The 14,161-nt window shown below is 71.1% G+C and carries 10 protein-coding genes; 6 read left to right on the forward strand and 4 right to left on the reverse strand.

Annotated features, from left to right (window positions below; genetic code table 11):
* Positions 1-108: 108 nt before the first annotated feature.
* Genes ACIP84_RS14565 through ACIP84_RS14575 form a run of 3 tightly spaced genes read right to left on the reverse strand, consistent with a single transcriptional unit; the run spans position 109 to position 3,724 of the window.
* Positions 109-2,442 carry an FtsX-like permease family protein gene (locus ACIP84_RS14565; RefSeq protein ID WP_401798084.1) on the reverse strand — a complete coding sequence of 778 codons (2,334 nt, stop codon included), beginning with the start codon at positions 2,440-2,442 and terminating at the stop codon, positions 109-111.
* 11 nt (positions 2,443-2,453) lie between these two features.
* Positions 2,454-3,221, reverse strand: a complete 768-nt coding sequence (locus ACIP84_RS14570) for an ABC transporter ATP-binding protein (protein ID WP_401798085.1) — start codon at positions 3,219-3,221, stop codon at positions 2,454-2,456.
* Positions 3,218-3,724: a PadR family transcriptional regulator gene (locus ACIP84_RS14575; protein ID WP_355964545.1), complete on the reverse strand. Its 507-nt coding sequence runs from the start codon at positions 3,722-3,724 to the stop codon at positions 3,218-3,220. Before ACIP84_RS14575 ends, ACIP84_RS14570 begins: the two co-directional genes overlap by 4 nt.
* A gap of 162 nt (positions 3,725-3,886) precedes the next feature.
* Here ACIP84_RS14575 and ACIP84_RS14580 point away from each other — a divergent pair, with 162 nt between their 5' ends.
* From ACIP84_RS14580 to ACIP84_RS14600, 5 genes are all read left to right on the forward strand, one after another.
* Entirely contained in the window at positions 3,887-5,167 is a 1,281-nt protein-coding gene (locus tag ACIP84_RS14580; protein ID WP_401798086.1) for an ABC transporter substrate-binding protein, read from the forward strand.
* A gap of 209 nt (positions 5,168-5,376) precedes the next feature.
* On the forward strand, positions 5,377-7,050 hold the full coding sequence (locus ACIP84_RS14585) for a glycoside hydrolase family 13 protein (protein ID WP_401798087.1): 1,674 nt from the start codon (positions 5,377-5,379) through the stop codon (positions 7,048-7,050).
* Between the two features lie 120 nt (positions 7,051-7,170).
* A complete protein-coding gene (locus tag ACIP84_RS14590) occupies positions 7,171-8,502 on the forward strand; it encodes an ABC transporter substrate-binding protein (protein WP_401798088.1) in 1,332 nt (443 codons plus the stop codon).
* Positions 8,503-8,514: 12 nt separating this feature from the next.
* Positions 8,515-9,843, forward strand: coding sequence for an ABC transporter permease subunit (locus ACIP84_RS14595; RefSeq protein ID WP_401798089.1), 1,329 nt, complete (start codon positions 8,515-8,517; stop codon positions 9,841-9,843).
* A complete protein-coding gene (locus ACIP84_RS14600) occupies positions 9,840-10,760 on the forward strand; it encodes a carbohydrate ABC transporter permease (protein ID WP_401798090.1) in 921 nt (306 codons plus the stop codon). Before ACIP84_RS14595 ends, ACIP84_RS14600 begins: the two co-directional genes overlap by 4 nt.
* Positions 10,761-10,889: 129 nt before the next feature.
* Here ACIP84_RS14600 and ACIP84_RS14605 read toward each other — a convergent pair whose 3' ends face one another.
* A complete protein-coding gene (locus ACIP84_RS14605) occupies positions 10,890-11,468 on the reverse strand; it encodes a hypothetical protein (RefSeq protein ID WP_401798091.1) in 579 nt (192 codons plus the stop codon).
* A 273-nt stretch (positions 11,469-11,741) separates the two neighbouring features.
* Between ACIP84_RS14605 and ACIP84_RS14610 the strand changes: the two genes are divergently transcribed.
* The gene (locus tag ACIP84_RS14610; RefSeq protein ID WP_401798092.1) at positions 11,742-14,090 is read left to right on the forward strand and encodes a collagenase; all 2,349 of its coding nucleotides are present in this window, start codon (positions 11,742-11,744) and stop codon (positions 14,088-14,090) included.
* The last annotated feature ends 71 nt before the right edge of the window (positions 14,091-14,161 follow it).

Consider the following 14,161-nt stretch of genomic DNA (forward strand, 5'->3'; position numbering starts at 1 on the left):
GGCGTGACCTGGACGGGTGCGCAGAGACCGTCCGCACCTCGCGGAGCGCGGCCCCGGATGCGGGAGAAGCGGTGAGCTGGGGAGCCGACACCATCACCGTCCACGCCGTCAGAGCGTCTCGCTCGCCGAGTCGACCAGGCGGCGACGCGCTGTCTTCACCGCGGGCGCCAGCGCGGCCAGCGCGCCGGCCGCGGTCGCCGTGGCGATCAGGGTCACCAGGACGAGCGGCGAGGGCACGTGGGCGATGCCCGCGCCGATGCCGCTGGAGCGGCCCTCCTCGTCGACGAGCCACCGGCCGAGCGCCGCTCCGGCCCCGGTGCCCAGGAGGGCGGAGACCAGTGTCGTGAAGGCCGCCGCCGCCACGGTCACCGAGCCGATCTGGCGGGGGGTGAGGCCGACGGCCCGCAGAGCCAGCAGGTCGCGCACCCGGGCGCGTACTCCCGTACTGATCAGGGTGAGCAGCTCGACGAGAGCGATGAAGGCCAGGACGGCGATGAGCGCCGCGATCACTCCGCGCGGGGTGTCCAGCCGGTCCGCGGGGGTGGGAGTCTCACGAACCTCCAGGGCTCCGGTGGCGGCCCCGGAGACCGCGGCCGCCACCGCCCGCGGGTCGGCGCCCGGCCGGAGGACGAGTGCGTGGAAGCGAGCGCTCATCGCCGGGGCGTCGTCCCTGAGACTGTCGAGCGGGGTGGAGATCACCCGGCCGCCCTGGTCGGGTTCGACGCTGCGGCCCACGATGTGCAGGATCTGCGGGCGGCCCTCGACCGTCATACGGACCCACTCGCCGACCCGTACGCCGAGGAGGTCGAGGAGCCCCTGCCCGGCGACCGCCTCGTCCGGGCCGGTCGGCGCCCGGCCCTCGACGACGCTGTGGGGGTACGGCCGGCTCCGGCTGCCCAGTCCGCGCAGGGTGATCGTCCCGGTCTGGCCGGGGACCAGCGCGACGAACTCCGCCCCGGGGAAGACGTCTTCGACGCCCGGGACCGAGGACAGGGCGCGTGCGAGCGCCGGATCGTCCCCCGGGCCGGGCTGCTCGGCGCGTACGGTCAGGGCGGCGGCGCGGCCCATCTGGGCGGGGTCGCTGCGGAACTGTTCGAGCGTCGACCAGGCGACGAGGGCCACCGTCATCAGGGCGATGGGGAGCGCGAGCCTGGTGATCGACCACAGGTCGCGGCCGCGGCCGGAGAACGCGGAGCGCCAGCCGAGGACCAGCGCCGGAGACAGGCGCAGGGCGATGGCGCGGCGGCCGAGGGGGGTGATCGGGGCGGCGGTGAGGAGTGCCGACCTGGCGGTGGGAACGGGCGGTACCCGGCCGGCCCGCCAGGCGGCGAGCCCGGTGGCGACGCCGATGAGAAGGACCGCCGCGCCGGGCAGCCCGGCCACGATCGCCCGGTGCCAGGGCATCTGCGGCCACAGGACCACCGCCTCCCCGATCCGGCCCGGTATCCACCGCCCGAGCGTCAGGGTGGCCGCCGTGGCGAGCCCGGCGCCGAGGACCGCGAAGCCCAGGTGCTGGACGAGGAACCCCAGCATCACCTGGCCGGGCGTGAAGCCGACGGCCTTCAGTACCGCGATGTCCCTGAGCTGGCCCCGCACCCGTGCCCTCACCGCTCCGGAGACGGCGACCGCGGCAGCGAAGAGGGCGGCCAGGCCGAAGGCGGCGAACATCTGCCCGAGCAGCTGGTCGTCGCCTCCCCTGTCGGCTTTGGCCTCCTGCCAGTTCGTCACTCGTTCGACCCGGTGGGCGCCGAGCAGCGTCACGGCTCGCTGGACGACGTAGTCCGTGTCGTCGGGGTCCTTGAGCCGCAGCCCGACGCTCTGTCCCGCACCGGTCGGGGCCACGCGGTCCAGTTCCCCGGGCAGCACCCAGGCGAGGCCCGCGCCCTGCCCGGCCCGGTAGCGGGGCTCGGCGCTCTCCGCGATGCCCACGATCCGCAGGGACAAGGGCGCGCCGTCGTCGCCGGCGACCGTCACGGTCTCGCCGGGATCGGCCCACAGCGCCCGCGCGAGTGTGCTCTCCAGAACGATCTCGCCCGGCCGCTCGCCGGTGGGTCCCGATGTCAGCCAGCGCCCCTCGGTGACGAGGGGACGGGCCACCGTGGACGGTTGGGGCGCCGTGCCCCGCAGGACGACCGGCGCCCGCGCGCCGGCCACCTCGACGGTGGCGTCGGCCGTCCGGAAGGGACCCGAGAGCGCGGAGACCTCTTCCAGAGAGGCGAGCGAGGCGAGTGAGGACGTGTCGGGTTCACCGCGGGTGTGAAGCCAGATGTGCGCGCCCTGGGACTGGTTGAACACCCGCTGCCAGGGGTTGACGGCATAGCTGAGCAGCGCCGCGGACAGCAGCAACGAGGCGATCACGCCGGCACTGGCCAGCACCGCGAACAGCGCCTCGCCCCGATGGGCGCGCAGGTCGGAGTGAGCCCACCGCAGAATGGCCCGCACGACGTACCGCCTCAGTCTCGCAGTTCGAGCACGCCGGACACTCCCGGGCGTGCGGTGCCGCCGTCGCCGAGGGTCGCGTCGTCGGCTGTCCGTCCGTCGAAGAAGCTGATGACCCGGTCCGCGGCACTGGCCATGCGGGCGTCGTGGGTGACCATGAGGATGCTCTGGCCCCGCCGGTGGAAGCGCGAGAGCAGCCGTGCGACGTCGCGGGTCCCCTTGCTGTCGAGGCTTCCCGCGGGCTCGTCGGCGAGCAGCAGCGCCGGGTTGTTGACCAGGGCGCGGGCGAGCGCGACCCGCTGTTGCTCGCCACCGGAGAGCTCTCCGGGCATCGAGCGGTCCCTGCCCTTCAGACCGAGTTCCTGGAGGAGTTCCGCTCGGCTCTGGCGCGCCTGCCGGGGAGAGACCCCGGCGAGGAGGGCCGGAAGTTCGATGTTGTCGGCGACGGTGAGGTTGGAGACCAGGTTGAAGAACTGGAAGACGATGCCGATGTGGCGGCGGCGCATCATCGCCCAGCGGGCCTCCGAGTACCCGTCGACCTTCTCCCCGGCCAGCCACAGGTGGCCGCTGTCCGGCCGTTCGAGACCGCCCACGAGGTGCAGCAGGGTCGACTTCCCGGCTCCGGACGGGCCGGTGATCGCGACGAACTCGCCCCGCCGCACGGTCAGGTCCACACCTCGTACCGCCTGGACGGGCGCGCTGTCGCCGTGGTGGGTCTTCGTCAGACCCTCGGCACGCACGATGGTGTCCTGTGGGGTCGCCGCGGTGGGACCTTCTGTCATTCCAGCTCCTCCTGACAACGCTCCAGCCAGTCGAGGTCGGCCTGCAGGTGCAGCATGGCACCCTCGATCAGGAGCTGGGCGATCTTGTTGCCACGGTCCTCCGAAGCGGCGAGCTTGGAGAGGGTGCGCATGGTGTTCAGGTGCCGGCGCCGCTGCTTGTTGATCAGAGTGATCGGATCGGCGAGTCCCGACAACGGGGCCAGCGCGAGTTTCATGAAGAACTCGTCGCGGACCCTCGGCTCGTCGGCGGTCTCCTCGAACCACGCGGAGACGGCGTCCCGGCCCGCTTCCGTCAACCGGTACGTCCGCTTGTTGGGGCGACCGGACTGTTCGACATCCTCACCCTCGATGAGACCGCTCTTCTCCAGCCGCCCGAGCGTCACGTAGACCTGGCCGACGTTCGGCTGAGGGTATGCGGAGCCGAGGAGTTGTTCAAGGCCCTGCTTGAGCTCGTAACCGTGGGCTGGGCCCCGGGTGAGGAGTGCCAGCAGCTGCTGCCGCACACGCTCCCCCTTCTGTGTCGTTCCGGAACCCGATGCCGGACCTGAGACCGTAGGACCAGGTGACGGCGCTGTCATCTGGCGGTCCAGTATCGCCGATTCCCCCGGCTCGACATATGCCACGATGGTCCACGTCGCGTCCGGGACCACGTCCAGGAGGAACCCATGCGGTGGATACGGGCCGTGAGGAGGGGGATTCTCGCAGCGGCGATCATGCTGGCCGGGTACTCCGATGTCGCGCAGCGCCCCGTGGAGCCCTCGGCGGAGGGCCGTGGACCGCTGACGTTCGTCACGGCGGGGGACCTCACCCGCTACCTGGCACCGCTGGTCGACGACTGGAACGGCGGGCATCCGGGCGAGCGGGTCACCCTCGTCGAGCTGCCGGACTCGGCCGACGAGACCCGGGCGCAGATGCTCAGCGAACTGCGCTCCGGCAGCAGCCGGTTCGACGTGCTCAACCTCGACGTGGCCTGGACCTCGGAGTTCGCCGCGGCGGGTCTGATCAGCCCCCTGGACCGCGACCGCTTCGAGCTCGACGCCTTTCTGCGCCCGGTGGTCGACACGGCCACGTTCGACGGGAGGCTGTACGCCGTCCCGTACGTGACCAACGCGGGGCTGCTCTACTACCGCAAGGACGTCCTGGACGCGGCCGGCGAGACACCCCCGAGGACCTGGGCCGAGCTGGCCCGGCAGGCGCGCACCCTCGCTCCCCGGCACGGCCTCGAGGGGTACGCGGGCCAGTTCCTCCCGTACGAGGGGCTGACCGTGAACGTCACCGAGGCGATCCAGTCCGCGGGCGGGACCGTCCTGCGGGACGACGGCACGACGGTCGCGGTCGACTCGGACGCGGCGCGGGCGGGCCTCGCGTTCCTCGCGGACGGGCTGCGTGAGGGCTGGATACCCGCCGAGGCCCTGCGCTACAAGGAGGAGGAGTCCCGCGCCGCCTTCGAGGAGGGCCGCCTCCTCTTCCTGCGGAACTGGCCGTACGTCTACACGGACGCCAACGGCCCCGGATCGAAGGTCGCGGGACGCATCGGCGCCGTGCCGCTGCCCGGTCTCGACGGGCCGGGCACGAGCGTGCTCGGCGGGTCGAACCTCGCCGTGTCCGCCCGTTCGAGGAACGCCGCCACGGCCGCTGACTTCATCGCGTACCTGACGAGCGAGCCGGTGCAGCGCCAGGTCCTGACCCGGGGCGCCCTGCCGCCGGTGCGGGCCTCGCTCTACGACGACCCGACCCTCGTCGCCGCCCACCCCTATCTCCCGATCCTCCGCGAGAGCGTGCTCGCGGCCGTGCCCCGCCCCAAGAGCGCGCGGTACGACCAGGTGAGTCTGGTCGTCCAGGCGATCGGCCAGGACGTGCTGGCGCTCCGCGACACGCCTGAGGAAGCCGTGCGGCGACTGACGCGCGAGCTGGGTGCCATCTCCGGCGGTTCGCGGAGCTCTTGAGGTCCTTCCTGCCTCGCTCGGCCCAGGAGTACTTGCCCGTTAAATAGCTGACACCGCACTTCGTTCATACGGTCTGCCCAGATGGGCCTCATTGCAAGCAAGTTGTGCAGCCTCGTTGACACCACACCGTCATGGCTACTTAACATGAATGCATAGCAGAGGCTCCCGATCGGGTGCTCTCGCCTTCACTGCAGACAGGTCGACGCGAGATGCTCAGCACTCTTGCGGCCCATGCCGGCCGCCCTCCCCGTGCCCACGCCACCACCCCCTGGTGGCGGGACGCGGTGATCTACCAGGTCTACGTCCGCAGCTTCCTCGACAGCACGGGGGACGGGGTCGGAGACCTCGCCGGCGTCCGCGCCGGTCTTCCCTACCTGAGGAAGCTCGGCGTCGACGGCATCTGGCTGAGCCCCTTCTATCCCTCGCCGCAGCACGATCACGGCTACGACGTCGCGGACTACCAGAACGTCGACCCCGTGTACGGCGACCTCGCCGAGTTCGAACGCGTGGTGAGCCAGGCCCACCGGCTGGGCCTCAAGCTGCTGATCGACATCGTTCCCAACCACTGCTCCACCGAGCACCGGTGGTTCCGGGAGGCCCTGGCCGCCGGACCGGGGAGCCGCGCCCGGTCACGGTTCCACTTCGCCGCCGGCCGCGGCCCGGACGGGGACGAGCCCCCGAACAACTGGCACGCCATGTTCGGCGGTCCCGCCTGGACCCGCGTCACGGAACCGGACGGCACCCCCGGCGAGTGGTATCTCCACCTCTTCACACCGGAACAGCCGGACCTCAACTGGCGCGACCCGCGCGTGGGCGAGCACTTCGAGCAGGTGCTGCGATTCTGGCTGGACCGCGGCGTCGACGGCTTCCGCATCGACGTCGCCGCCGGCCTCTACAAGCATCCCGATCTCCCCGACTCGGACGACCCGACGGCGGACGAGCGCACCCGCGACTCGGTCAACCCGCTGGCCTGGAACCAGCCCGAGGTCCACGACGTGTGGCGCCGCTGGCGCGCCGTGTGCGAGGAGTACACGGCACGCGACGGCATCGAGCGGCTGCTGGTGGGCGAGGTGTCGGTGCCGAGCGCACGCGAACACGCCCTGTACGTACGGCCGGACGAGCTGCACCAGGCGTTCTTCTTCGACCTGCTCAGCGCCCCCTGGGACGCCGCCGCCTTCCGCGCCGTCATCGACGAGGCCCTCCGCGACATCGCCGGAACGGGGTCGACGGTCACCTGGGTCCTCAACAACCACGACCAGGTCCGCACCGTCACCCGGTACGCGGGCGGCCCCGGCGCCGAGCACGTCGGCGCCGCACGGGCCCGCGCGGCGGCGCTCCTCATGCTGGCACTCCCGGGCGCCGCCTACGTCTACCAGGGTGAGGAACTCGGGCTGCCCGAGGTGCTCGACCTGCCGGACGACGTGCTGACGGACCCCATCTTCCGCCGTACGGGAAGCCGCGCCAGGATCCGGGACGGCTGCCGCGTCCCCCTTCCCTGGTCGGGCCAGGCGTCCCCCTTCGGGTTCAGCGACGGCGCGGCCGGGGTGCGCACCTGGCTGCCGCAACCGGAGTGGTTCGCCGAGTACGCCACCGACCGTGCCCTCGCCGACACCCGGTCGTTCTGGCACCTCTACCGCGAAGGGCTGCAACTGCGGCGCGGGCTGCCCCAGTTGGGAGAGGGAACCCTGTGCTGGCTGGAGGCGCCACCGCAGGTCCTCGCGATGGCCCGTGGCGACGGACTGGTCTGCGCCGTGAACTTCGGCTCCGAGACCGTCCCCGCCCCGGTGCCCGGAGCGCCGCTGCTGGCCAGCGGACCCTGCCCGGCCGGTGAACTCCCCGGGGCGACCGCCGCCTGGTGGTTCACCGACACCCCCGCCACCTGACCCGCCCCTCTCCGTCCCGCACCACCCGCGCTCCCGTCCCGCACCACCCCGCCCCGCGCGCTGCCCTCCCGCACCGCACCGTCCCGTTCCATTCCGTTCCCGAAGGAAGGATGGACCGTCATGAGACGATCCGCCGCGACAACCCTCCGTACCACCGGCAGCGTCTCGGCCGTGCTGGCCCTGGCGCTCACCGTCACCGCCTGCGGCGGAGACGCCGAACCCGCCGCCGACGGCGAACTCAGCGGAAAGACCGTCACCGTCGCCGGTGTCTGGACCGGCAGCGAGCAGAAGAACTTCAAGAAGGTGCTCGACGCCTTCAGCGAGAAGACCGGCGCCAAGACCGTCTTCGTGCCCTCGGGCGACAACGTCTCCACCTTCGTCGGCAGCAAGATCGAGGGCGGCAACGCCCCCGACGTGGTGCTCGTCCCGCAGGTCGGTGTGCTCCAGCAGTTCGCCAAGGCGGGCTGGCTCCGGCCGCTGTCCGAGAAGACCACGGAGACCGCCACCGCGGGCCTGGCGCCCGTCTGGAAGAACTACGGAACGGTCGACGGGAAGTACTACGGGCTGTACTTCAAGGCGGCCCACAAATCCACCATCTGGTACGCCCCCGAGGCGCTGTCCCAGGCCGGGGTGAACGAGCCCAAGAGCTGGGACGAGCTCCTGACGGCGGGACGGACGCTCGCCGACTCCGGGCGACCCGCCTTCGCGGTCGCCGGTGAGGACGGCTGGACGCTGACCGACTGGTTCGAGAACGTCTACCTCTCCCAGGCCGGTCCGGAGAAGTACGACCAGCTCGCCCAGCACAAGATCAAGTGGACGGACGAGAGCGTCGTCACGGCCCTCTCGACGCTCGCCGTGGTCTTCAAGGACAAGCAACTCGTGTCCGGCGGAGCCCAGGGCGCCCTGCAGACCGACTTCCCCGGCTCCGTGGAGAAGGTCTTCGGCCCGGAGCCCGAGGCAGGCATGGTCTACGAAGGCGACTTCGTCGGCGGCGTCGCCAAGGACGAGTTCGGCAGGAAGCCTGGCGAGGACGCCAAGTTCTTCCCGTTCCCCGCGGTCGGCGCGGGCGCTCCGCCCGTGGTCAGCGGCGGGGACGCCGCGGTGGTCCTCAAGGACGCCAAGAACGCCGAGGCCGGCATGAAGCTCCTCGAATTCCTCGCCACACCGGAAGCGGCCGAGGTCTGGGCCGGGGCCGGCGGCTTCCTCTCCCCGAACAAGAACGTCAAGCCCGAGGCCTACGGCGACGCCACCACGCGCGCCACCGCCGCGTCGCTCGTGGCCGCCGGAGACTCGGTGCGCTTCGACATGTCCGACCAGGCTCCCGCCGCCTTCGGCGGCACCAAGGGCGCCGGCGAGTGGAAGATCCTCCAGGACTTCCTGCGCGACCCCTCGAACCCGAAGGCGACCGCGGCGGCTCTGGAGGCCGCGGCGGCCAAGGCGTACGGGAACTGAGGCCGCCCGGTCATGGCCGACACCCCGAAGGCACGCGCCGCGGCGAACCCGCGGCGCCGTGCCCTGCGCAGAAGGCGCCTCCTCGGCGCGCTCTTCGTCCTCCCGGCCCTGCTGCTCCTGGGGGCACTGGTCGTCTACCCGGTCGTGTACTCCGTCGGGCGCAGTCTCTTCGACGCGAGCGGCGACCGCTTCGTGGGCGCGGGCAACTACCTGGAGATGTTCCAGGACCCGGCCACGCAGAAGGCCCTCCGCAACAGTGTGATCTGGGTCGTCGTCGCGCCCGTGGTTCTCACCGGGCTCGGCCTCGTCCTCGCCGTCCTCACCGAGAAGGTGCGGTGGGCCACCGCGTTCAAGCTCGTCCTGTTCCTCCCCATGGCCGTGTCCTTCCTCGCCGCGGGCATCATCTTCCGCCTCGCCTACGACCAGAACCCCGACCGGGGCGTGCTCAACGCGGCGATCGTCGGCGTCCACGACACGATCGTCGAACCGTCCCCCTATCCGACGGCGCGGGCTCGTGAGGGCAAGGGCCTCGACGGCAGTCCCGGCGAGGGCTACACGACCGCCGAGGTCCGCCCCGGGGGAGACATCGCCCTGCCCTTCGTCGGCGTCGCGCCCGAGGCCGTGCCCCCGAGCGCGGCGCCCGCGCGGACGCCGGAGCCGGCGGCGGGAAGCCTGTCGGGTGCCGTGTACCTGGACTTCACGCCCGGAGCGGGCGGTCGTCAGGGCCAGATCGACACGAAGGAGAAGGGCCTTCCCGGTGTGACGGTCGAGGTGCTCCGCGGAGGATCGGTCGTCGGATCCACGCAGACGGGCGACGACGGCTCCTTCCGCTTCGCCGACCTCGGCGACGACGCCTACACGCTGCGGATTCCCGCGTCCAACTTCGCCGCCGGCTACACCGGCGTCGACTGGCTCGGACCCAGCCTCGTCACCGCGGCCATCATCGGCGCCTACCTGTGGGTCTGGACCGGATTCTCGATGGTCCTCATCGGCGCGGGGCTCGCGGCCATCCCGCGCGACGCCCTTGAGGCGGCCCGCGTGGACGGTGCGACCGAGGGCCAGATCTTCCGCAAGATCACGGTTCCGCTGCTCGCCCCCGTACTCACCGTCGTCTTCGTGACACTCGTCATCAACGTCATGAAGGTGTTCGACCTCGTCTACATCATCGCCCCGGGGCCCGTCCAGGAGGACGCCAACGTCCTGGCCACGCGCATGTGGCTGGTCTCCTTCGGCGGGGGCAACGACCAGGGTCTCGGCAGCGCGCTCAGCGTGCTGCTCCTCGCCCTTGTCGTACCGGCGATGGTCTTCAACATCCGGCGCTTCCGGAAGGGCGGATCATGAGCAGCCACACCGGAACGAGAAGCCGCACCGGAACGACGAGGCGCACCGGCTGGAGAAGCCGCACCGGAACGAGAAGCCGCACCGGGCCGACCCGATGGCTGGGCAGCACCGTGGTGCAGACGGTCCTGGTCCTCGTCGCCCTCGTCTGGATCACGCCGCTCGCGGGGCTCTTCCTCTCCTCCCTGCGCTCGGAGCAGGACAACGCCTCGAACGGCTGGTGGACGTCGCTCGTCGACCCCGCCCAGCTCTCGGTCGACAACTACCGCGCCCTCTTCGAGGATTCCGGTCTCGTCTCGGCGTTCTGGAACACGGTGCTCATCTCGGTACCGACGACGGTGCTCGTCGTCGGCATCGCGTCCCTCGCGGGATACGCCTTCGCCTGGCTCAGCTTCCCCGGCCGTGACGCGGTGTTCCTCGTGGTGGTCGGCCTGCTCGTGGTGCCGGTCCAGATCGGCCTGCTGCCGGTGGCCAAACTCTTCGGCGCGGTGGGCCTCTTCGGCACCGTGGCGGGAGTGATCCTCTTCCACGTGGCGTACGGCCTGCCGTTCGCCGTCTTCCTGCTGCGGAACTACTTCGCGGAGATCCCGAAGGAGATGCTGGAGGCGGCTCGCCTGGACGGCGGCAGCGAGTGGCGGATCTTCCTGCGGCTGATCCTGCCGCTCGGTCGGCCCGCCGTGGCGAGCCTGGCGATCTTCCAGTTCCTCTGGGTGTGGAACGACATGCTCGTGGCCCTGCTGTTCGCCGACAGCGAGTCGCAGCCGCTGACCGTGGCACTCCAGTCCCAGATGAGGCAGTTCGGCAGCAACATCGGTGTCCTGGCGCCGGGTGCCTTCCTGTCGCTCGTGGTCCCGCTGGTGGTGTTCTTCGCCTTCCAGAAGCACTTCGTCCAGGGCGTGATGGCCGGTTCGGTGAAGTAGCCCGCGAGGACGAGGTGTCGGCCCGGGTGGCGGGGGAGTCCCCGCGGCTCGGGCCGACACCGGATGCATGCGCCCCACGTCGCCCTGGTGCCACCGCACAGGGGTGGCGGCCCCTCCCCGCAGGGGGTTTCAGTCGGTGATGTACCAGTCGTTCCGGAGGTACTCCAGGGTGTAGTCGCCGAGGTCGCTCTCGGAGAAGGTGGCGGAGGACCTGACCGCTTCGACCGGCATCTCGATCTTGCCGGGCGTGAGTACGACGACGCGCCGCGGGTCGACCGTCGCGGTCTGCAGGGCCTTCTTCTGCGCGGGCGAGATCATCTGGAACACGACGGTGTACGTCGACGTGCACGGGCCGAGTCCCTGGTCCTCCGCCTGCTTCGCGGCGGGTCCGGCCACGGCGCAGACCGTGTCGATGTCCTCGTGGCCGAGGGCGTGGAGGTACTGCTCGTAACGCCGGATGGCGCCCTCCTTCGTCCTGGGGGAGGGCTGCTCGCCGGTCGAGGTGGCCGACGGCTTCTCGGTCCGAGCGGACGCGGACGGTGTGGCCGAAGGCTCTTCGGTCTGCGGGGATGCGGATGCGGACGTGGACGTGGCCGGCTGCGAAGGCTTCGCCCCCGCGTCCTCCTTCGTCTGTTCCGGGCCGCACGCACACGCCACCAGAGCCACGCAGGCCACCACCGCCGCGTTCACCGTCGTCCGAGCCCGCATTCGGTTCTCTCCGTTTCCCTCGCCACCAGCCGACATCACGTCAAGAGGTCACGCAGGATACGGACGAACGGTTCCTGTGCCGGTCCAAGCCGAGGGCGACCTCGGGTAACTCGTGGTCGCACAGGGGTTGTCAGTGCAATTTCACATTACTATGTTACACCGCACACGGTTCGATGAACGTCCGTCAAACACCGTGTGCGCCACAACAGTTCTCGTCATCCCCAATGACGTTCCCCCACCACTCATGGAGTTCTGTTGTCCATCCCCAGACGTGTGCGTTCGTCCCTGCTGACCTCCGCCATCGCGGTGACCCTCCTGGCGTCCTCGGGCCAGTCCGGGGCCTCCGCGGCCGACACGGACGCCCGCGCCACCGCCGTCCCCGCCGCCTCGACCGGCGCCCCGGCCCCGCAGGCCGAGCATGGGACCAACCCGTTCGACGAGGTGGAGCGCCTCGCCACCGCCCCCCGCAAGACCTTCGGGCCCGCGCCCGCCCCCGGCAGCCTCGCCACCGGGCGCGTCCCCGGGCGAGCCCCGGTCGCCGCCACCGCCGCCGCGCGGACCACCCTCGCCGCCGACAGCAGGACGACCGCCGCCGGCGTTCCCTGCACGCTCGACGGGATCACCGGGCTCGGCCCCGAGCAGTTCGCCGACTTCCTCGCCGACCCCGCCGTCCTGGCCGACGGCTGTCTGCGCGGACTCATCTGGACCTGGGACGCCCGGCTCACGCCCGTCATGTCCGACGCCCACGTCCAGGCCGTCGCCCGCCGCATATCCGGCCTGGCCGCCGCCCACGACGGCCGTAACTCCTCCCACCTGGAGGAGATGTTCACCTACCTGCACGCCGTCGCGTACCACGACTACTCCCGCGGCGAGATCGACACCACCGACGCGCCCACCGTGAACGCCGTCCGCCAGGCCGTCGCCGACTTCGGCAACGCGGCCCGCACCTTCGACGTCACGAAGAACAACGCCCTCACCCTGCGCGAGGCCCTCTACGCGGCCAGCGCCCCCGGGCTCCGGCAGCACCAGCTCGGTCTGATCAAGCGGGTCCTCGCCACCATGGACCCCTCGCACACCGCCACCCACCTCGACCCGTCCTGGGCGGGGGCCGCGCTCGCCGCGCTCTCCGTCAACTACCTGGGCGTCTACCCGGGCAACCAGGACGCCGCCTTCCAGGCCGCGGCGGCCGCCGACCCGGCGTACCGCGCCGTCTTCAAGGCCTTCGCCGGCTACGCCCACCTGAAGGGCACCGCCAACGACTGGGTCGCCCGCGACGCCCTCGGTGAGTACGGCCGCTTCGGCGAGATCCCCAGCCTGCGGACGGAGATCACCGCCGGACTCGGCGGCCTGCTCGGCCAGACGGTCACCACCTTCGGCCGGGGCAGCCAGCAGTGGGCCAAGGTCGTCTCCTGGCTCAACTACTTCGACGCGTGCAAGCCGTACGGCGTCTGCAAGGCGGACATCGAAGCGCAGATCTTCCCGTACACGTACACCTACGACAACGGCGCGATCAAGGTCCGCACGGGGCTCGACCGGGCCACCGTCGACCAGCTGTACTACGCGAGCAAGCAGGTCAAGGCCCAGTTCCACCGTGTGGTCGGCACCGACCAGCCGCTCGCGGGCGACCCCAACACCACCCTCACCATCGTCCTGTACGGCTCCCGGGCCGACTACGAGAACTACCACCCCATCCTGACCGGGATGGGCACCAACAACGGCGGGATCTACATCGAGCGCGGCGCCACCTTCTACACCTACCAGCGCCGCGTCCCGCAGGACTCCTCGCTGACGCTCGAAGAGCTCTTCCGCCACGAGTACACCCACTACCTCAATGGCCGCTACGCCGTCCCCGGCTTCTTCGGCGAAGGCCCCTGGTACCAGGGCGACCGCACCACCTTCATGGACGAGGGCACCGCCGAGTTCTTCGACGGCGCCACCCGCAGCGACGGCATCAAGGTCCGCAAGTCCCTGGTCCGCGGCATCATCAACGACACGGCGGGCGGCGGCCCCCGGATGAACCTCCGGCAGATCCTCAACGCCACCTACGACGGCGACGGCTTCCGCTTCTACAACTACGCGGGAACGTTCTTCGAGTTCCTCTGGAACGAGAAGCCCTCCCTGATCCGCGAGATGTACACCCACCTGCGGAACAACGACGTCGCCGCGTACGACGCCTGGCGCGTCCGTCTCGGCTCCGACGCGGGGCTCCAGAGCGACTACAACCGCTTCCTCGACACCCAGATCGCCCAGGTCGACACGCTCCACGTCCCCAACACCACGTTCACCCCCAACGCCCAGCTGCGTGACGCGGCCCTGGCCACGGTCAGGTCCACCTTCGCCACCGCCACCTACAACACCCCCGACTGCGTCGAGAACGGCGAGCCGGGCAAGCGCCGGTTCGTCTGCACCGGCCGCATCACCGCCAACCTGTCCAACTCGGGCAGCGCGGACCAGAACTTCAAGGACATGTCCGAGACGGTCGACTACTTCATCCTCGACCGCGCGGGCGCCGCATCCAACAACCTGGCCGACATGAACTGTTCCTTCGGGCCGATCGACATCTGGTCCACCCGGGTCGCCGGCACGGCCGGCTTCAGCTGTGAGGGCCCCCTCCGCAGCTGACCCGCCCCGGCCGCCCCGGCCCGGCCCATCCTGTCCGGGCCGGTTCCTCCCCGCGGAGGGACCGGCCCGGC

The sequence above is a fragment of the Streptomyces sp. NPDC088707 genome, from assembly GCF_044752725.1.
In the GTDB taxonomy this organism is placed as follows: Bacteria; Actinomycetota; Actinomycetes; order Streptomycetales; family Streptomycetaceae; genus Streptomyces.